The organism is Bradyrhizobium sp. 17, assembly GCF_023073515.1.
Lineage (GTDB): Bacteria > Pseudomonadota > Alphaproteobacteria > Rhizobiales > Xanthobacteraceae > Bradyrhizobium > Bradyrhizobium canariense_D.
Genome location: NZ_JADPJQ010000130.1, coordinates 373,521 through 393,120, shown reverse-complemented (window position 1 = coordinate 393,120; position 19,600 = coordinate 373,521). Strand labels below are relative to the sequence as shown.

The following is a 19,600-nucleotide window of genomic DNA, read 5'->3' as shown; positions in this document are numbered from 1 at the left end:
TAGATGGCGGCGATCTGGGCGTCCGAACGTCGGCGTCGGGCTTAGGGCCGCTTTCGACCCCATGACGTTGAGTGCTGACCTCTCGTGTCTCGATTCGCGGACGAAACGGGAATCAGGTGTTCACCCCTTCGTGCGAACGCTCCATGGCACGCTTGTAGGCGTCGCGGCCGGTGGTGCGGGCGAGATAGGCCTGTTCGGCGTCGCCGAGGGTGATCCCGCAGTTCCGTTGGCCCAGGTTCAGGGCGTAGGTCACCGAGATGTCGGCTGCTGTGAAAGCCTCGCCGGCAAGGTAGGACGAGTCGGCAAGCCGTTGGCTGACAAGCTTTAGCCGCTTCTGGAACGACTGCAGGCACCAGGTCGCGCCCCAGTTCTCCCGTTCGGCATCGGGCGCGATGAAGCGGCTGACGACGACGGGCATCATCAGGGTCGCGAGACCGGCTTCGCCCAGATGCAGAAATTGCTGGTAGGCGGGGAACGTGGGATCCTGCGGCGCGGGCGCCAGCGGCGTCGGCCCGTAGCGGGCCATCAGGTACTCCATGATCGCGATCGACTCCACCATGACGACGTCGCCGTCCTGGATCGCCGGGATGTAGTCAGCGGGGTTGACCGCCAGGAACTCGGGGTCCTGCTTGGCGGCCAGCATGTCCACCTGCCGCACGCGGTAGGGAAGGCCCATCTCCTCCAGCACCCATACGACCCGGATCGATCGCGAGGTCTGTCCGCCCCAAACGGTGATCACGCGAAGGCCCCTTCCTGGTGTGACTGAGGATCGACCATGGCAGACTCTATATGACCGTAGCACTCAAGGCAGACGCGAAGCTTAGCTTCCGTGGTCTCCTTCCCATCCATTGCGGACGCGTGGTGGGTCCCCCTTTCAGGGTTGGAAGTCCAACGTGGATTACAATGATTTCACCCAGATGAACCCATTCTGAAGGCCTCGTCAGGGTTTGGTTCAGCCTCGCTCGGATAACCTCGGGCCATCGAAACCAAAGCCTCTTTCAGAGGCAGACCGTTTCGGCGGCCTTTCCATCGACGCGATAGCCCCGCGCCAACAGATTTGAGGAGATCACCATGTTGAGGAAACTTTCCCTCGCCGCCGTCGCCGCGGTTGCGCTTGGTGCCGCGCTGGCGCCGACCTCCGCCTCCGCGCACTGGCATGGTGGCGGCGGCGGCTGGCACGGCGGCGGTGGCTGGCACAACGGCCACGGCTGGGGTGGACCGCGCTTCTATGCTCCCGTCTCCTACGGCTATGGCGGCTGCTATGTGCGCCGGCTGGTCCCGACTCCCTGGGGACCCCGCTGGCGGATGATCAACCGCTGCTACTGAGCCCGACAGCACCTTTCCAAAGATACCTGAGCCCCCAAGGTACCTTCCCCGGCGTCCCCGAGCGCCGGGGCTTTGTATTCGGAGGATATTGCGCGGCTTCACACAATTTTTGCTAGAATGCCGCGCAATCGCCGCGAGTGGCGAAACCATTTGGGGGCCAAGGACTTGGTACCGTGTCGCTTCTTTGAGAACACGGAACTCTGCGATGGTTAGCCTTTTCGCCGACGATAGCGAGCAAATCGACCGGCGCACCAGCCGCTCGATCCGCGATGCGGTGGGCGAACGGCTCCAGCAGAGCCTGCGGCCCGAAGCCAGGCTGCCGACGCACCTCGAGCAACTCCTCAATGAGCTGAAGCAGCGCGAGCGCGATTCGCACTGAGTTGACAAGCACCGGCTTGCAAACACAGAAAAACGGGTTGCGTTTGATCGCGGGTGCGGTGACAAGGCCGCATGTTCTCCATCACCGACCTCTCCATCCGCCTCGCCGGACGCCTTCTGATTGACCAGAGTTCCGTGCAGATCACGCCCGGATCCCGCGTGGGCATGGTCGGTCGCAACGGCACCGGCAAATCGACCCTGTTCAAGGTGATCCGCGGCGAGCTCGCCGCCGAGCACGGCACGGTGAGCCTGCCGCCCCGCTGGCGCGTCGGCAGCCTGGCGCAGGAAGCGCCGAACGGCCCCGAGAGCCTGATCTCGGTCGTGCTCAAGGCCGACCTCGAACGCGACGCACTGCTCACCGAGGCCGAGAGCGCGACCGACCCGCACCAGATCGCCGAGATCCAGACCCGGCTGGTCGACATCGACGCGCATTCGGCGCCGAGCCGCGCCGCAGCCATCCTTTCCGGTCTCGGCTTCTCCGCCGCCGACCAGCTCCGCCCCTGCGCCGAATTCTCCGGCGGCTGGCGCATGCGCGTTGCGCTCGCCGCAACGCTGTTTGCGGCTCCCGACCTGTTGCTGCTCGACGAGCCCACCAACTATCTCGACCTCGAAGGCACGCTGTGGCTCGAGGATCACCTCGCGCATTATCCGCGCACCGTTATCGTGATCAGCCATGATCGCGACCTGCTGGAAAGCTCGGTCGACCAGATCCTGCATCTGGATCGCAGCAAGCTCACCCTTTACAAGGGCACCTACTCCTCCTTCGAGGAGCAGCGCGCCATGCGCGAGATGCTCGATGCCAAAGCGGTCAAGCGCCAGGAAGCCGAACGCGCCCGCCTGCAAGCCTTCGTCGACCGTTTCAAGGCCAAGGCCTCGAAAGCCCGCCAGGCGCAGTCCCGTGTGAAAATGCTGGAGCGGCTGAAGCCGATCACGGCGCTGGTCACCCAGGACGTACGCGAGATCAGCTTTCCCGCGCCCGAGAAAATCCTGTCGCCGCCGATCATCGCCGCCGACAACGTCGTGGTCGGCTACGATCCGACCACGCCGGTGCTGAACCGCGTCACCTTGCGCGTCGATAATGACGACCGCATCGCGCTGCTCGGCTCAAATGGCAACGGCAAGTCGACTCTCGTGAAGCTGCTCGCCGGCCGCCTCGCGCCGTTCTCGGGCAAGGTGACCCGCGCCGACAAGCTCTCGATTGCCTATTTCGCCCAGCACCAGCTCGACGAATTGAACGAGGATGCCTCGACCTACGACCACGTCCGCAAGCTGATGGGCGAGGCGCCGGAAGCCAAAGTACGCGCCCGCGCCGGTGCGATCGGCTTTTCCGGCAAGGCGGCCGATACCAAGGTCGGAAAATTGTCGGGCGGCGAGAAGGCGCGGCTCCTGCTGGGACTGGCGACCTTCTTCGGCCCCAACATGATCATCCTGGACGAGCCGACCAACCATCTCGACATCGACAGCCGCGCCGCGCTTGCGGAAGCCATCAACGAATTCCCCGGCGCCGTCATCATGGTTTCGCATGATCGCTATCTGATCGAGTCCTGCGCCGATCAACTCTGGATCGTCGCCGACCGCACCGTGACTAATTACGACGGCGACCTCGACGAATATCGCCGCCTGGTGCTGTCCGCGCGCAATGGCGAGCCCGCCCCGCGCGAGCGCAACGCGCCGAGCGAGAAGCCGCAGCGTCCGAGATCGGACAATCGCGGCTCGCTGAAGAAACGTATCGCGGAAGCTGAGACCGAGATCGCCCGCGTCAGCGCGATCATCAGCAAGATCGACACTGCGCTGGCCCTGCCCGACATCTTCACCCGCGATCCCAAGCAGGCCGCGCAACTGTCGAAAGCGCGCGCCAATGCGGCCGACGCGCTGGCGCGCGCCGAGGAGCAGTGGCTCGAGGCGAGCACGCAGTTCGACGAGGCGGCGGGCTGACGCCTCCGCGACCGGCCCGACATTAAAATCGCAAAAACAACCCCATGCACAGTACCGGTATTTTGCTACCCGGTGATTGGCTGTTGAATGGACTGTTTTTTACCGTGGTGACTTAGCCCGCTCACGCAGCGATGTCGGCACGAATTGAGCAGGAATGGCTCAGTCCGCGAATTGGCCCGCTGCCTTGATCATCGGAGCCCAACGGTCGACTTCGCTCGCGAGCATCGCGGCCAGCGCCTCCGGCGTCGCCTTCTCCTGCGGGACCGGCTCCGTGTTGATGTCGTTGAACCGGGCGATCAGCGTGGAATCCCTAAGGGCGGACTGGAGCGCCGCGGTCAGCTTCTGAACGACCGCCGGTGGTGTTCCCTTGGGGGCATAGATGCCGTGCCAGACACCAAGTTCGAACCCTTTGAGGCCGGCCTCGTCGGCGGTCGGCAGATCGGGCAGGCTCTTCAGCCGCTCCTTGGTGGTGATCGCATAGGCCTTGACCTGCTTCGACATGATCGGGCCGGTGGTATTCGTCGCCTGGTCGCAGGTAAGATCGATCTGCCGGCCGAGAAGGTCGTTCATGATGGGGCCGTTGCCCTTGTAGGGCACCGCGGTGAGCTGCTTCTGGATCGCTGTCATGAACAGCATGCCGCAGAGATGCGACGCCGCGCCGAGTCCGGCATTGGCATAGGTCAGCTTGTCGCCCTGCTGTTGGGCGTAGGCGATCAATTCCTTCAGCGTGTCGGCCGGAAAATCCGGACGCGCGATGATGGTCATCGGCGCATTGGTCACAAGCCCGATCGGCGCAAAGGCCGTCTTCGTGTCATAGCTGAGGTTGCGGTACAGTGTGGCGGCCGTCGAGAGGCCGACATGATGGATCAGCAGCGTGTATCCGTCGGGCTGGGCTCGCGAGGCGCGGGTCGTGGCGATGGTACCACCGGCGCCGGGCGCGTTCTCGACGACGACCTGTTGGCCAAGCGATTTCGCCATGCCGGCCGCGGTCAGGCGAGCAATCGTGTCCGTAGGTCCGCCGGCGGCGAACGGCACCAGCATGGTGACGGGCCTGATCGGATAGTCCTGGGCGAGCGCCGCGCCAAACGGCAGGACCAGAGCCGATACGAGGGCAATGAGCCGCATGCTTTCCTCCAAATTTTTTTGCTTGCTCCTATGTACGCATTCCGGGCTGCGGGGCCACACCAAAATGACTTCATCAGGAGTGGCGCGCCCGCGGCATGGTGTAGCTGCCGAAAAGCCCGATTGGTTCTCAGCGCGTCTCGCGAAGCTTCGTCGGCATCATGCGGGAACTAGCGCTCGCGCATGATCTCGTGCCGGTAGCGCTGCAGCGGCGATAGCAGGTAGCTCAGGATGGTGCGCGAACCGGTCCTGATCTCGACGGTCACCGCCATTCCCGGCGACAGGCTGACGAGGCGGTCGTCCACCTGCATCTGGGTGCGATCTAGCGAGATGCGGGCGCTGTAGCTCAACTCCTGCCCGCTGGGCTCGCTGCTGTCGCGTTGTGTCGCGAGCGGACGGTCGCTCCCGCGCTCCTGCGGCCGGTCGCGGATGATGGCGTCCTGCGAGACGCTCACGACCTGGCCTGCGAGAAGCCCGTAGCGGGTGAAATTGAAAGTGTCGATTTTGATGGCAGCACCCTGCCCGGCCTCGACAAATCCGATATCGCGATTGGAGATCATCGCCTCGATCTCGAGCCGCGTATCGGTCGGCACGATTACCAGCAGCGACTGCGCGGGCGTGACCACGCCGCCCACGGTGTGGACCGCAAGCTGCTGCACGACGCCGTCGACCGGCGACGTCAGTTGCTGAAGCCTCGTCCTCTGCTGCGCCTTGATCAGATCGCGTGCGACGCCATTGGCTTTCTGTTCGCTCTTAGCCAGCTCGTCGGAGAGACTCTTCCTGTACTCGGCCAGGGCCTGGATGCGGGTCTCCCCGATCGCGGCGACGGCCGCCTCGGCCTCCTTCAAGCGGCTGCTCTGGACGCGAAGCTCCTCCTGCTGCTCGATCTGGAGCTGGAGGGTCTCATAGTAGGTCAGCTTCGAGCCGATCTCCTTCTCCATCAGCGTCTTGCGGATCTCGACACGCTGCTGGGTGATCGGCAGCAACGCATCAAGCTTGTGAATCGTCGCCGCAATCGTCTGATGTTCGGCCTCCTTCTGCGCTTCCTGACGTGCCAGCGCCGCGAGCTTGGCCCTGTTCTCGCTGACCTGATTGGCGAGGAGCTGCCGTTGCGTCGCAACCAGCATGGGATCGGCATCCTCTGGTACGACGAGATCAGCGGATACCCCTTCGCCGCCCGCCAATGCGGCGCGGAGGCGCGCGACGTTGAGCCGCTCGGCCATGAGATCGTCATGCAGACGATCGCGCTCTGCGGCGTTCACCGTCGGATCGAGCTCGATCAGCAGGTCGCCCGCCTTGACCGATTGCCCGTCCTGCACGTGAATGGCGCGCACCACGCCGGTCTCGAACGGCTGGACCACCTTGCTTCGCCCGCTCGACACGACCTTGCCGGTTGCGGAGGCCACGATGTCGATCGTGCCCCAAGCCGACCAGGCCAGCGCCGCGCAGACAAGCAGCATGAGGGCCAGGGCGATGGCGCGGCCGATCGGCGATGGCGGTGTTTCCGTGATTTCCAGCGCCGCCGGCAGGAAGGCGACTTCCTCGGCGCGCCGGCCCTTTCCATTCCGGAACGGGATCACGGTCTGCTCCGGACGAGCGGCCGGCACAGTGTTAGCCGACCTCATAAATGCCTCCCTGGAGACGATGCAGGGCGGCATAGCGGCCGCCGGTCTTGATCAGCGCATCATGCGTGCCGTCCTCGACCAGACGGCCGCGTTCCAGGGTGAAGATGCGATCGGCGCCGCGGACGGTGGACAGACGGTGCGCGATGATCAGGACGGTGCGGCCTTTCGCGATCTCCTTCATGTTGTCATGGATGATCCGCTCGCTTTCATAGTCGAGCGCGCTGGTGGCTTCGTCGAAGATCAGGATCCGGGGATTGCCCACCAGTGCGCGGGCAATCGCGATGCGCTGGCGCTGCCCGCCTGAGAGCGTCGAGCCGCGCTCGCCGACCACCGTATCGTAGCCCTCGGGGAGCTCCAGAATGAAATCATGCGCGCCCGCCAGCTTCGCCGCATCGATGATGCGATCCATCGGCAGGCTTGGATCGGCCAGCGCGATGTTGTCGCGCACCGACCGGTTGAACAGCATGTTGTCCTGGAGCACGATTCCGATCTGCCGACGGAGTCCGGCCGGGTCGGTCGTCATCAGATCCATTCCGTCGACCAGCACGCGGCCGCCTTGCGGTACATAGAGACGCTGCACCAGCTTGGCGAAGGTGCTTTTGCCCGAACCGGACGATCCGACGATGCCGACGGTTTGTCCGGCTGGAATGTCGAATGAGACATCGTGCAGGATCTCCGGCCCATCGGGCCGGTAGCGGAAAGAGACGTGCTCGAAGCGGATGTTGCCCCGGATCGGCGGCAGCCCCGCGCGGGCCGCGGAGTAAGCAGGCTCCGCCGCGCTGTTGAGGATGTCGCCGAGCCGGGCGATCGACAGTCGCGCCTGATGAAAATCCTGCCAGACCTGCGCGAGCCGCAGCACCGGGGCCGACACCCGCCCTGCGAAGATGTTGAAGGCAACGAGCTCGCCGACGGTCAATGCGTCACCGATCACCAGTCTGGCGCCGACATAGAGAATGGCGGCGGTGACGACCTTGCTGACGAGCTGCACCAGCTGGCTAGCCGTGTTGCCGAGGCTGGTGACACCGAAGCTCGCGGAGACATAGCCTGCGAGCTGCTCTTCCCAGCGGCGCTGCATCTGCGGCTCGACCGCCATCGCCTTCAGCGTTTCGATGCCGCTGACGCTCTCGACCAGGAAGGCCTGGTTCTCGGCGCCGCGGCGGAATTTCTCGTCCAGCCTGCGGCGAAACAGCGGCGTCGCCACGGCCGAGATCGCGATGTAGAACGGGAACGATGCCAGCACGATGAAGCTCATCTGCGCCGAATAGGCGAACATCACCGCCAAGAACACCGAGGTGAAGACCAGGTCGATGAGAAGCGTCAGCGACGAGCTGGTGATGAAATTGCGGATGTTCTCGAGCTCACGGACCCGGGCCACGGAATCTCCGACGCGCCTGGCCTGAAACCACGCCATCGGCAGCGCCAGCAGGTGGTGGAACAGGCGTGCCCCGAGCTCGACGTCAATGCGGTTGGTGGTGTGCGCAAACAGGTAATTGCGCAGGATCCCGAGCACGGTGTCGAACAGGGAGACGACGACGAGGCCAATGACGAGGACGTCGAGCGTGGACAGCGAGCGGTGCACCAGCACCTTGTCGATCACGACCTGGAAGAACAACGGCGAGACCAGCGCAAAAAGCTGGAGGAAGAACGAAGCCGCCAGCACCTCGCCCAGCAGCCGCCGGTATTTGCCGATCGCGCCGATGAACCAGGTGATATCGAAGTGCCGCCCGAGGTCGGACAGGCCGGCGCGCCGAACCATCAGGATCAAGCCGCCGTCCCAGATCGCGCACAGCTCGTCGCGATCCATCAGTACCGGACGCGGCGCCTCCGGGGACTGCACCAGCACCTTATCGGCGGAGGCCTTTGCGATGACCATGAAGCCGCCGTCCCGCAGCATTGCGATCGCAGGCAGCGGGGTGTCCGACAGACGGCTCCACTGCGTTCGATAGGTTCGCGCTTTAAGTCCGAGAGACCTGGCGCAGCGGACGATATCCGCTGCGCCGAAGCTTGCCGCGCCCAGCCGGTGCCTGAGCTGCTCGCGATCGGCCGCAACACCTTGCAGATGCAGCAGTGTCAGCAATGCATCGAGCCCCGTATCGGTGGAGACCGCGTTCGTCGTCATGAGCGTTCTCCGGGCCGATGCAGTCGGCTTCAGGCGTGCTGCGGCGGTGCGAGCACCTGGTTCTGCATCGCGTGCGGATCGGGCAGCGGCATCTCGCCGTTCCCCTCACCTGCCGGGACGAAGCTGGCCGCCATGGCCTGGTTGAGCAGCATCGCGGCCGCGAACGCACCGCCCTGGATGACGACGTTGTTGCCGGTGCCGCCGTCGAGGACGTCGAGGCCCCCGCCGCCGATCAGCACGTCATCACCGGCACCACCTGCCAGCGTGTCGTTGCCGGGGCTGCCGATCAGCACGTCGTCGCCGTTGCCGCCATTGGCAACGAGCTGGATGCCGCCGTGCAGACCGGAGGCCGTGATGACGTCGTCGCCATCGAGACCGTTGATGACGATCCTGTCGCCCGCGCCGGCATCGGTAATGTTGATGTCCTGGCCAAGCCCCGACACCGTGATGATGCCGTCGTGCTCGGTCACCGTGATGACGTCGTTGCCGCCGGTTGCGTTGATGGTCACGGTATCCGCGGCGCCGTCATTGGCGCCGAGATCGAGGTCGACCTGGCTGACGCCGGTGCCGGAGAGGTCACCGACCGTAATGTTGTCGGCACCGCCGAGAGCATTGAAGTCGACATGTTCGACCCCGTTCAGGTCCACCGCAATGGCGGCAACATCTCGCGTGAACAGCACCCGGCCGCCATTGGCCGAGATGTTGATGTTCTCGCTGATATTGGCGCCGTTGAATGCCAGAGTGTCGGTGCCCTTCCCGCCTTCGACGGTATCGCTGCCGTCGCCGGGGTTCCAGACGAAGGTGTCGTCGCCCGCACCGAGATTGGCGAAATCGTTGCCGCGTCCGCCGTTCACAATGTCATTGCCGGCACTGCCTGTGATGGTGTCGTTGCCGTCGCCGCCATTGATGTTGAGGCTGAACAACTGTCCCGCCTTGATGGAAGACGCATCGATGACATCATTGCCTTGGCCGCCGTTGATGCCGAGCACATCACCGGCGTCCGCATGCGCAATCGTCACCTGCGCAGCGAGGCCGTTGACCACGATCGATCCGCCGGCGGTCACGACCGATATGTTGTCGTCACCGGTCGTGCCGTTCGCGGTCACGCGGTCCGCCGCGGCATCGCCGCTCTGGCTGCCGGGGCCGGCACTGAGGTCGATGGCAACCTGCGTGATTCCTGTCCCGGTCAGATCGTTGACGGTGATGTTGTCGGCGCCGCCTGCCGCCGCGATCTGCACGTGCTCGACGCCGGCGAGGTCCATGACGATAGCACCGACGTCACGGGTGAGTAGCGCACGGCTTCCGTTCGCCGAGATCGACATGGTCTCGGCCACATTGGCGCCGTTGAACACCAGCGTATCGGTTCCCGTGCCGCCTTCGACAGTGTCGCTGCCGTCACCGGGATTCCACGTGAAGATGTCGTCGCCTGCGCCGAGAAGCGCGACGTCATTGCCGCGGCCGCCGATGACCTTGTCGTTGCCGTCGCCGCCGATCAGGGTGTCGGCTCCCTGGCTGCCGGTGATGGTGTCGTTGCCCGCACCGCCGTCGATGGTCAGCCCGATCGCCGCGCCGAGCGTGGATGCATCGATCACGTCGTTGCCGCCGAGCGCCTGCACGACCAGCCGGTCGTTGCCGGCCTCTGCATTTGCGATCGTCACGACCTCCGGCAGCCCCGTGACCGTGACCGTTGTGCCCGCGGCTGTGACCTCGATGTGCTGATTGCCGTTGCTGCCGTTGACGGTCACCGTATCAGCAGCGCCGTCGCCTTGCGTCCCTCCCGGAACGGCTCCGAGATCAACCAGCACCTGCTTGACGCCGGTCCGGGTGAGGTCGCCGACGGTGATGTTGTCGGCGCCGCCACGCGCATCGAATTCGATCTGCTCGACGCTGTTGAGATCCATCGTGATGTTGGCGACATCGCGGGTGAAGCGCACCCGGCCGCCATTGGCCGAGATGTTGATGGTCTCGTTGATGTTAGCGCCATTGAAAAGCAGCTTGTCGCTGCCCGAGCCGCCCTCGACCGTGTCGCTGCCGTCACCGGGATTCCAGATGAAAGTGTCGTCGCCACTCCCGAGCTGGGCGACGTCGTTGCCGCGTCCGCCATTGACGATGTCGTCGCCGCTGCCGCCGATGATGAGGTCGTTGCCGTCGCCGCCGATGATCCGGTCGTTGCCGGCGCCGCCATCGAGCGTCAGCGAGATCAGGCTGCCGAGCCCATTGCCCGCGGTGATGACATCGTCGCCGCCGCCGCTGTGCAAGACGAGATTTTCAGTCGTGCCGATGTCGAGCGAAAACGGCGCCGCGCCCGTCCCGTCGAGCCGCACGCGGGTGCCGTTCGCCGTGATTGTGAACGTCTCGGCGGCGTTGTTTCCGTTGACCTGAGCCGTATCGTTGCCCTCACCACCTTCGAACAGGTTGGTGCCGCCGCCGGGATTCCAGATCATGACGTCGTCGCCGGCCTCGCCGAACAGCTGGTTGTCGCCGCTGCCGCCGTCCAGGACGTCGTTACCCGCTCCGCCGAACAGCAGATCGTTGCCGCCGCCGCCCTTGATCAAATCGTTGCCGGCCTGACCAAACAGGAGGTCGGCTCCCGAGCCGCCCGTGATCCTGTCATTGCCGTCGCCGCCGAAGATGTGCACCGCCGGCATCGGTCCGTGGCATTCGTCGACGGTGATCGTGTCGTCACCGCCTTGACCGAAGATGTCGATCGCGGTGGTGTTGTCGACCGTGGGTTCGCCACCAACCGTTTTCACGTGCCCGTTATCAACCAGGATGCGGCCCGACTTGTCGCGACTTATCACGAGGCCGTTATTCGCGCTGTCGGCGAAAATGATGAGTTGCCCCGTAACCGGGGAAAACACAGAGGTAATGGACATCCAAATGATCCTTCCGACCTAGCCCCTCCCTTCGACGCGTAGCATTCGCGCACATGACATTCTTGAACCGTTGCTTGAGACGCGCGTGATTATTCTGGAGATTTCCTCCAGTTTTGCTTCGGGGCAGTTTCCGACAGCGGATGCGAAGGCTTGCTCATCACGAACCGCCTGATCACGGATCACGCGTAACGCCCCCGTGATTTTCAACGCGCGCGGAAGAACGCAGCTCGAGGCAATGAAGGCACTTTGGGCGAAGGTCGGCATCCGCGATGTCGAAACTCGCGAACAAGATCGCCGGCGAGCGCGAACGGGAGAGATCACGGTTCACGCCTCGGCCACCGCGATCAAGGAATGCAAAGCCGCTTGATGATGGGGATAGGAGTGCGCGGCTGATCGCATCGACAGCCGCAACCAGCTTCAGGCCAAAAGGTCGACCCGTGTTACGCCGACTTCTTCTTCGGCTTCGGCTTGGTCGCCTTCGGCATGACCGGCGCCTCCGGCGTGCCCTCGATCGAGGACAGGCGACCGGCCGTGAAGGTATAGATGCCAGCGCGCGGACCGGTCGTCCAGGTCACGACCGCAACGCGCCTGCCGGCGGCATCACCGGAGAGGTTGACGCTCGAGGGCGCGCCGATGCCGCGCACCACATCGCATTCGGTGTGGCCGAGCGCGACGGTGCCGCCCATGGGAGCCGGCGCGGTCGTCGACGCATTCGCATCAGCCGGCCCGGGCGGCGGCGCCATGCCGGCACAAGCCCCGTCGGCGCTGACCAGATCCTCGGCCCCAACCGGCTTGTCGGGGGTCAGCGGCGGCGACTCAATCGAGATGCTTTTGATGAACAGGCGGCTGGGCGTGTTGAACCACTGGGCATCCCTGGACAACAGATCGGTCCCGCCCGAACAGCCCGCAACCAGCGGGGCTACGGCCGCCAACGCAATTATGAGCGAGCTGGGAAGCTTTTGATGTCGCACGATAAACTAAAATCCCCGAGTGAAGGATCGGCCCTAAGCAATTGTAGCAACATCACTTTGCGGCACGAAGGTGACAAAAGCCATCATCACCCGAAAAGTGCAAATTATCATTAATTGCGAGCGACCGCTAATTCCGCTTCTGCCACCGGCCCCGCTCGTCAGCCTGCCAATAAGTGACATCAAATCCCCGCGCCTTGCAATCCGTCCAGGCGCTGCGGGCGAACGCAAGCGCGTCCGGATCGTCGCCGTCGAACAGCAGCACCATGCGCTCATAGGCCTGCGCGTCCTGCGGCAGCGCGGCGTTGTCGACGAGGAAGCGGACATTGGCACCGTTCGGATTGTCCTCCTCGACCGCCAGCACGATCGGCTGATCGGCAGCGTCGCTCACCCGCCATGTCGCGTGCGGCAGGAAGGAATCGTCGCGATAGGTCCACAAATGGGCGTCGAGCGCATCGGCGCGCTCCGGCGAATTCGACTGCACAACGACGCGCCAGCCGCGCTCGAGCGATTTCTCGAGAAGCGGCGGCAACACGTTCTCCACCGTCATGTTTTGCAGATGGTAGAAGAGGACTTCAGTCATCTCGGGTCATTTGCGCTCGTAGTGATCTGCGACCAGACGGTCGAGCAAGCGAACGCCATAGCCGCTTCCCCAGCTCTGGTTGATGTCGGTCTTCGGCGCGCCCATGGCGGTCCCAGCGATGTCGAGATGCGCCCAGGGCGTGCCATCCACGAAGCGCTGGAGGAACTGCGCCGCGGTGATCGAGCCGCCATGGCGGCCGCCGGTGTTCTTCATGTCGGCGAACTGGGAATCGATCAGCTTGTCGTATTCAGGGCCAAGCGGCAGGCGCCAGACCTTCTCGCCGCTCTCGATGCCGGCCGCCAGCAGCCGCTCGGCAAGCTCGTCATTGTTGGAGAACATGCCGGCATGCTCGGTGCCGAGCGCGACCACGATGGCGCCGGTCAACGTCGCCAGATCCACCATGAATTTCGGCTTGGTTTTCTTGGCGACGTACCAGAGCACATCGGCAAGCACCAGGCGGCCTTCCGCGTCGGTGTTGATGATCTCGATGGTCTGGCCCGACATCGAGGTGACGATGTCGCCTGGGCGCTGCGCGTTGCCGTCCGGCATGTTCTCGACCAGGCCGATGGCGCCGACGACGTTGACCTTGGCCTTGCGGGCCGCGAGCGCATGCATCAGGCCGACGACGCAGGCAGCGCCTCCCATGTCGCCCTTCATGTCCTCCATGCTGCCGGCCGGCTTGATCGAAATGCCGCCGGTGTCGAAGCAGACGCCCTTGCCGACGAAGGCAACCGGCGCCTCACCTTTCTTGCCGCCGTCCCAACGCATGATCACGGTGCGGCTCGGCCGCGCCGAGCCCTGGCCGACGCCGAGCAGAGCGCCCATGCCGAGCTTGTCCATGGCCTTGACGTCGAGGACCTCGATCTTGACGCCGAGCTTGCGGAGCAGGCCTGCGCGGCGCGCGAACTCCTCGGGAAAAAGCACGTTCGGCGGCTCGTTGACGAGGTCGCGCGCAATGATCACGCCGTCCACGATCGCAGCCGCCGATGTAAACGCCTTCTTCGCGGCGACCACGTCGCCGACCGCAAACGAGACGTCGGCGCGCGTGCCGCCCTCCTCGCCATCCTTCTTCCTGGTCTTGTAACGGTCGAAGTTGTAGGTGCGCAGCCGCAGGCCCGAGGCGATCGCGACCGCCTGCTCGCTGGTCATGGCGCCGTTTGGAAGTTCCGCCATGATAGTCATGGCCGCCGCCCCGGCCGGAAGCTTGCTCGCCGCCACGCCGCCGAATTTGAGGAAGTCGTTCGCCTTCAGACCGGTCGCCTGGCCGGCGCCGATCACGATCAGGCGGGTGGCCTTCACGCCTTCGGGCGCAAGGATGTCGAGCGCCGCGCCGCTTTTGCCCTTGAAGGCGGCGGCGGTGGCCGCCCGCTTCACGAGTTCGGTGGCCCCGCCGAGCGCCTTGGCGGTCGCCGGGCCGAGCTTCAGGCTGTCGTCGCAGAACACGACCATGATGCCACGGGCGGCGGCAGACAATGGAACGAAGCCGACCTTAATGGCATCGGACATGAGTAACTCCTCAAAAACATTGCGCTTTTTACCGATCGGCGGTCCCGGCCACGGGCCGGAGCTGAACGGCGATTCACTGAGCGTCCCGCACTATGGGCCACCGGCCCGGCAGATGCCAAGCACCCCCCGTGGCCGAGGGGCCACAACGAGGGAAATATTAACCATATATTGAGGGTGCCACGGGGCAGCCATTTTGTTGACGGATCAAAGGGATGGTACTGAGAGAGTAAGCCGGCGGATGAGATGGTTGGCCGACCTTGGGGATCCCCTTGCGGGGATTGGTTGGACAGCCGGAATTCCGGCCGGCATTGGGGACTTGGTGGGATTCGTGCGGTAGCGCATGGGGTCAATCGATAGGTATATCTTCCGCACGACGCTCGCGTCGTTTGCGCTGGTCCTGGTCAGCCTCACGGGCGTGATCTGGATTACGCAAGCGTTGCGCGGCATCGACCTGATGACGAGCCAGGGTCAGACCATCCTGACCTTCCTCGGGATCACCAGCCTCGTCGTGCCCGCGCTGGTCCTGATCATCTCGCCGATCGCGCTGATGATCGCGATCTCGCATACGCTGAACAAGCTCGCGACCGATTCCGAGATCATCGTGATGAATGCCGCCGGCTTCTCGCCATTCCGGCTGTTCTATCCGTTCTTCTACGCCACCTGCGTGGTGGCGCTGCTGGTCGCCTTCATCGCGGCCTATCTCGCTCCCGACGGCATGCGGCGGATCAAGCAGTGGGACGCCGAGATCACCGCCGACGTGCTCACCAACATCCTGCAGCCCGGCCGCTTCGCCCAGCTCGACAAGAACCTGACGATCCGGATTCGCGAACGCCAGCCCGGCGGCATCCTCGCCGGCATCTTCATCGACGACCGCCGCGATCCGAACGAGCGGGTCTCGATCGTCGCCGAGCACGGCGAAGTCGTGAAGAACGAGACCGGATCGTTCCTGGTGCTGGAGACCGGCAATCTCCAGCGTTTCGAGGCCGGCAAGCGCGATCCCGCGCTGGTGGCGTTCGGCCGCTACGGCTTCGACATGTCCAAGTTCTCGGGCCAGGGCCGCGACGTCACCCTCGGCATCCGCGAGCGTTATCTCTGGGAGTTGCTCTCGCCGTCCGAGGACGATCCCGTCTACAAGCAGATTCCCGGCCAGTTCCGCTCGGCCCTGCATGACAGCCTGCTGGCGCCGATCTATCCCTTCGCCTTTGCCGTGCTGACCTTTGCGTTTCTGGGTGCGCCTCGCACCACGCGCCAGAGCCGCAATTTCTCGATCGGCTCCTCGATCCTTGCCGTGTTCGGCCTGCGCATGGCCGGCTTCGCCTGCTCGGTGATGGCGGTGAAATCGCCGGGCGCGGTGCTGGTCCAATATGCCATGGTCATTGGTGCCATCGGCGTCGGGCTGGCGATCATCATTGGCGGCCTTGTGGTCGAACCGCCGCCGCGCCTCATGGAGGCCATCAACAGGTCGAACGCGCGCATCGCGCGGCTGTTCGGACGGCCGGCCACCGCATGAGCATGCTCACCAACACACTCGGGCGCTATTTCGCCGGCCGTTTCGTGGTCGCGGCGCTCGGCGTGTTCGCCGGCATTTTCCTGCTGCTGGTGCTGGTCGATTACATCGAGATGGTGCGCAAGACCTCAGGGCTCGCATCCGCCTCCGCAGTCATGGTGGCCGAGACCTCGCTGTTCCGCGTGCCGCAGCTTTTGGAGAAGCTGACGCCGTTCTGCATGCTGATCGGCGCCATGACCTGCTATCTCGCCCTCTCCCGCCGGCTCGAGCTCGTCGTCGCGCGCGCCGCCGGCGTCTCCGCATGGCAATTCATCTCGCCGGCGCTCGGCAGCGCGCTCCTGATCGGCGTGATCGCCACCGTCGCCTACAATCCGATGTCGGCCAATCTGCGCGAGCTGTCCAAGCGCATGGAAGCCGAGCTGTTCGGCTCGGCGCCCGGCGGCGGCATTCAGGACGCCTCCGGCTTCTGGCTCAACCAGAAGACCAGCGACGGCGAGACGATCATCAATGCGGCGCGCAGCGAGCAGCAGGGTATCCGGCTCACCGGACTCACGCTGTTCCGGTTTGACACAGAGCAGCACTTCAAGGAACGGGTCGAGGCGCGCGAGGCGACGCTCGAGGCCGGCCGTTGGCTGTTCAAGGGCGTCCGCCGCTTCTCGCTGGATTCGCCGCCGGTCGATCAGGCCAGCCTGGAGATTCCGACCACGCTGACCGAGGCCCAGGTCCGCAACAGCTTTTCCACACCCGAGACTGTGTCCTTTTGGCAACTACCGAGCTACATCCGCTCATCCGAAAGCTCGGGCTTCGCGACAGCCGGATACCGACTCCAGTATCAGAAGCTTCTGGCACAGCCGTTTTTGCTTGCAGCCATGGTGATGCTCGCGGCCTCCGTGTCGTTGCGCTTCTTCCGGATGGGCGGCGTGCAGAAGATGGTTTTGAGTGGCGTGGGCGCAGGCTTTCTGCTCTACGTTCTGTCGAAAGTGACTGAAGATTTGAGCAAGGCTGAGTTGATGCATCCGATCGCTGCGGCGTGGTTGCCCGTGGTGGTGGGCGGCCTCACCGGCTTTTTGGCCTTGCTGTATCAGGAGGACGGATAGTGACGGCCGTCCACCGAGGGCCCGTGTCTCGTTTGACGCGGCGCACATTGGTGCGCGCGAACGGGTGTGGCTTGTCCATTCGCAGATTCCTGCTTGCTGTCGCCGCCGTGGCATCGCTCGGTGGCGTGATGGACGTTGCCGCCGTGACGCCGGCCTCCGCCCAGAGCTTCACCTACAATCCGCTGCCGCCGCGTGCGAAGCCGCCGAAGGCCGTCAACGACAACCAGATGCTGGTTCAGGCGACCGAGGTCGATTACGACTACAACAATTCGCGCGTCTCCGCGGTCGGTAACGTCCAGCTGTTCTACAACGGCACCAGCGTCGAGGCCGACAAGGTCATCTACGACCAGAAGACCAAGCGGCTCCATGCCGAAGGCAACATCCGTATGACGGATGCCGACGGCAAGATCACCTATGCCGAGATCCTGGACCTGTCCGACGACTACCGTGACGGCTTCGTCGATTCGCTGCGCGTTGATACGGCCGACCAGACCCGCATGGCGGCGAGCCGCTCCGATCGCTCCAGCGGCAACTACACGGTGTTCGAGAACGGCGTCTACACGGCCTGCGCGCCGTGCAAGGACGATCCGAAGAAGCCGCCGCTCTGGCAGGTCAAGGGTGCGCGCATCATCCACGACCAGCAGGAGAAGATGCTGTATTTCGAGACGGCGCAGCTCGAATTCTTCGGCGTGCCGATCGCCTATATGCCCTATTTCTCGACGCCCGACCCGACCGTGAAGCGCAAGACCGGCTTCCTGATGCCGGGCTTCACGTCGAATACGCCGTTCGGCTACGGCGTCGAGGTTCCGTTCTACTGGGCGATCGCGCCCGACATGGACGCCACCTTCAACCCGCGCATCACGTCCAGGCAGGGCGTGCTGTTCCAGGCCGAATTCCGCCAGCGCCTGATGGACGGCGCCTATCAGATCCGCGTCTACGGCATCGACCAGCTCGATCGGAGCGCGCTCGCGGGCCAGCCCGGCGACAAGCAGTTCCGCGGCGCCGTCGACACCAAGGGTCAGTTCGCGCTGAACGACAAATGGGTCTGGGGTTGGGACGGTGTCCTGATGTCCGACTATTATTTCTTCTCGGACTATCGGTTGTCGCAATATCGCGATCCGCTGGGCTCGTTCCTGTATCTGCCGACGGATGCACTCTCGCAGCTTTACCTGACCGGTGTCGGCAATCGCAGCTTCTTCGACGCGCGCACGATGTACTGGCTGAGTTACTCGGGCAACCAGAACCAGGTGCCGGTCGTCTACCCCGTGATCGACTACTCGAACGTGCTGAACTATCCGGTCTTCGGCGGCGAGTTCAGCTACAAGACCAATTTCGTGAACCTGTCGCGTGACACCGCGGTGTTCGATCCGATCACGACGCTCGCCAACACCAACAGCCTGTGCACGACGGTGTCGGCCGATCCGCTCGCGCGGACGCCGTCGCAGTGCCTGCTGCGCGGCTTCCCGGGTACCTACACCCGCCTAACGGCGGAAGCGCAGTGGCGCAAGTCCTTCACCGATCCGTTCGGTGAAATCTGGACGCCGTTCGCCATTCTCCGCGCCGACGCGATCAACTCCTCGGTCTCCAACCAGCCGGGCGTGTCGAATTATTTGCCCGTTGGCGACACCCAGGCGCTCCGCCTGATGCCGACCGTGGGCCTCGAATACCGCTACCCCTTCATCAACGTTCAGCCCTGGGGTTCGACCACCATCGAGCCGATCGCGCAGATCATCATCCGGCCGAACGAGACCTATGCCGGCAAGCTCCCCAACGAGGACGCGCAGAGCATGGTGTTCGACGCCTCGAACCTGTTCAGCGTCGACAAGTTCTCCGGCTACGACCGTGTCGAGGGCGGCGGCCGCGCCAATGTCGGCGTGCAGTCCACCACGCAGTTCGACAGGGGCGGAGCCATCAAGACGCTGTTCGGCCAGTCCTACCAGCTGTTCGGCATGAACTCCTTCGCGGTCCAGGACTCCATCAATACCGGCGTGGATTCCGGCCTGCAAAGGCCGCGCTCCGACTATGTGGCGAGCGCCGCCTATTCGCCCAACAGCACCTATACGTTCAGCGTTCGCTCGCGCATGGACGAGCAGACCTGGAACGTGCAGCGCTTCGAGGCGGAAGGCCGCGCCAACTTCAACCGCTGGTCAGTCAGCATGCTGTACGGCAATTACGCGGCGCAGCCGGAACTCGGCTATCTAACCCGCCGCGAGGGCATCCTGACGTCAGGCTCGATCAAGCTCGCGGCCAATTGGGTGGTCACGGGCTCGGCGCGCTGGGACCTTGAGGCCAACAAGATCAACCAGTATGTGCTCGGTGCCGGCTACGTCGACGATTGTTTTGTGCTCGGCTTGAACTATGTAACGGCGTATAGCTATTCCGCAGGCTCGACCCCGCCCGTGCTGAACCACGCGATCATGTTCCAGATCGGCCTGCGCACGCTGGCGAACACAGCGACCACCAGCAGTTCCGGCGGCGGACTCCAGTGAACGGTTTGAAGGTGCCGGCCGCGTGTTCCCGATCGCAGGTTCACCTCGGCTGACATGCGAGCGACAAAT

At 64.3% G+C, this 19,600-nt stretch carries 14 protein-coding genes; 6 read left to right on the top strand and 8 right to left on the bottom strand.

Annotated features, from left to right (window positions below; translation table 11 throughout):
- Nucleotides 1-112: 112 nt before the first annotated feature.
- Nucleotides 113-739: a glutathione S-transferase family protein gene (locus IVB13_RS38105; RefSeq protein ID WP_085352938.1), complete on the bottom strand. Its 627-nt coding sequence runs from the start codon at nucleotides 737-739 to the stop codon at nucleotides 113-115.
- A gap of 332 nt (nucleotides 740-1,071) precedes the next feature.
- Between IVB13_RS38105 and IVB13_RS38100 the strand changes: the two genes are divergently transcribed.
- From IVB13_RS38100 to IVB13_RS38090, 3 genes are all read left to right on the top strand, one after another.
- On the top strand, nucleotides 1,072-1,326 hold the full coding sequence (locus IVB13_RS38100; RefSeq protein WP_247368370.1) for a sulfur globule protein precursor: 255 nt from the start codon (nucleotides 1,072-1,074) through the stop codon (nucleotides 1,324-1,326).
- A 205-nt stretch (nucleotides 1,327-1,531) separates the two neighbouring features.
- Nucleotides 1,532-1,705, top strand: coding sequence for a hypothetical protein (locus IVB13_RS38095; RefSeq protein ID WP_007609361.1), 174 nt, complete (start codon nucleotides 1,532-1,534; stop codon nucleotides 1,703-1,705).
- Nucleotides 1,706-1,776: 71 nt separating this feature from the next.
- Nucleotides 1,777-3,639: an ABC-F family ATP-binding cassette domain-containing protein gene (locus tag IVB13_RS38090; RefSeq protein ID WP_247492588.1), complete on the top strand. Its 1,863-nt coding sequence runs from the start codon at nucleotides 1,777-1,779 to the stop codon at nucleotides 3,637-3,639.
- A gap of 159 nt (nucleotides 3,640-3,798) precedes the next feature.
- Here the strand turns inward: IVB13_RS38090 and IVB13_RS38085 are convergent, their stop codons facing one another.
- The 7 genes from IVB13_RS38085 to IVB13_RS38055 form a co-directional block, all read right to left on the bottom strand.
- Nucleotides 3,799-4,764, bottom strand: coding sequence for a tripartite tricarboxylate transporter substrate-binding protein (locus IVB13_RS38085; RefSeq protein ID WP_204511001.1), 966 nt, complete (start codon nucleotides 4,762-4,764; stop codon nucleotides 3,799-3,801).
- 167 nt (nucleotides 4,765-4,931) lie between these two features.
- A complete protein-coding gene (locus IVB13_RS38080) occupies nucleotides 4,932-6,386 on the bottom strand; it encodes an HlyD family type I secretion periplasmic adaptor subunit (RefSeq protein WP_247368728.1) in 1,455 nt (484 codons plus the stop codon).
- Complete coding sequence (locus tag IVB13_RS38075; RefSeq protein ID WP_247368731.1) at nucleotides 6,373-8,505, bottom strand: type I secretion system permease/ATPase; 2,133 nt, start codon at nucleotides 8,503-8,505, stop codon at nucleotides 6,373-6,375. The genes IVB13_RS38080 and IVB13_RS38075 overlap by 14 nt, the downstream gene beginning before the upstream one ends.
- A gap of 29 nt (nucleotides 8,506-8,534) precedes the next feature.
- Nucleotides 8,535-11,381, bottom strand: a complete 2,847-nt coding sequence (locus IVB13_RS38070; protein WP_247453846.1) for a calcium-binding protein — start codon at nucleotides 11,379-11,381, stop codon at nucleotides 8,535-8,537.
- 440 nt (nucleotides 11,382-11,821) lie between these two features.
- Nucleotides 11,822-12,313, bottom strand: coding sequence for a hypothetical protein (locus IVB13_RS38065; RefSeq protein ID WP_018459090.1), 492 nt, complete (start codon nucleotides 12,311-12,313; stop codon nucleotides 11,822-11,824).
- 166 nt (nucleotides 12,314-12,479) lie between these two features.
- Nucleotides 12,480-12,932, bottom strand: a complete 453-nt coding sequence (locus IVB13_RS38060) for a DNA polymerase III subunit chi (protein WP_204510997.1) — start codon at nucleotides 12,930-12,932, stop codon at nucleotides 12,480-12,482.
- A 6-nt stretch (nucleotides 12,933-12,938) separates the two neighbouring features.
- A complete protein-coding gene (locus IVB13_RS38055) occupies nucleotides 12,939-14,438 on the bottom strand; it encodes a leucyl aminopeptidase (protein WP_247492586.1) in 1,500 nt (499 codons plus the stop codon).
- Nucleotides 14,439-14,778: 340 nt separating this feature from the next.
- Here IVB13_RS38055 and lptF point away from each other — a divergent pair, with 340 nt between their 5' ends.
- The 3 genes from lptF to IVB13_RS38040 are packed head-to-tail and all read left to right on the top strand — an operon-like array spanning nucleotide 14,779 to nucleotide 19,531.
- A complete protein-coding gene (lptF, locus tag IVB13_RS38050) occupies nucleotides 14,779-15,948 on the top strand; it encodes an LPS export ABC transporter permease LptF (protein ID WP_018459093.1) in 1,170 nt (389 codons plus the stop codon).
- Complete coding sequence (gene lptG, locus IVB13_RS38045) at nucleotides 15,945-17,042, top strand: LPS export ABC transporter permease LptG (RefSeq protein WP_018459094.1); 1,098 nt, start codon at nucleotides 15,945-15,947, stop codon at nucleotides 17,040-17,042. Before lptF ends, lptG begins: the two co-directional genes overlap by 4 nt.
- A complete protein-coding gene (locus IVB13_RS38040; RefSeq protein ID WP_026233733.1) occupies nucleotides 17,042-19,531 on the top strand; it encodes an LPS-assembly protein LptD in 2,490 nt (829 codons plus the stop codon). Before lptG ends, IVB13_RS38040 begins: the two co-directional genes overlap by 1 nt.
- Nucleotides 19,532-19,600 lie beyond the last annotated feature (69 nt).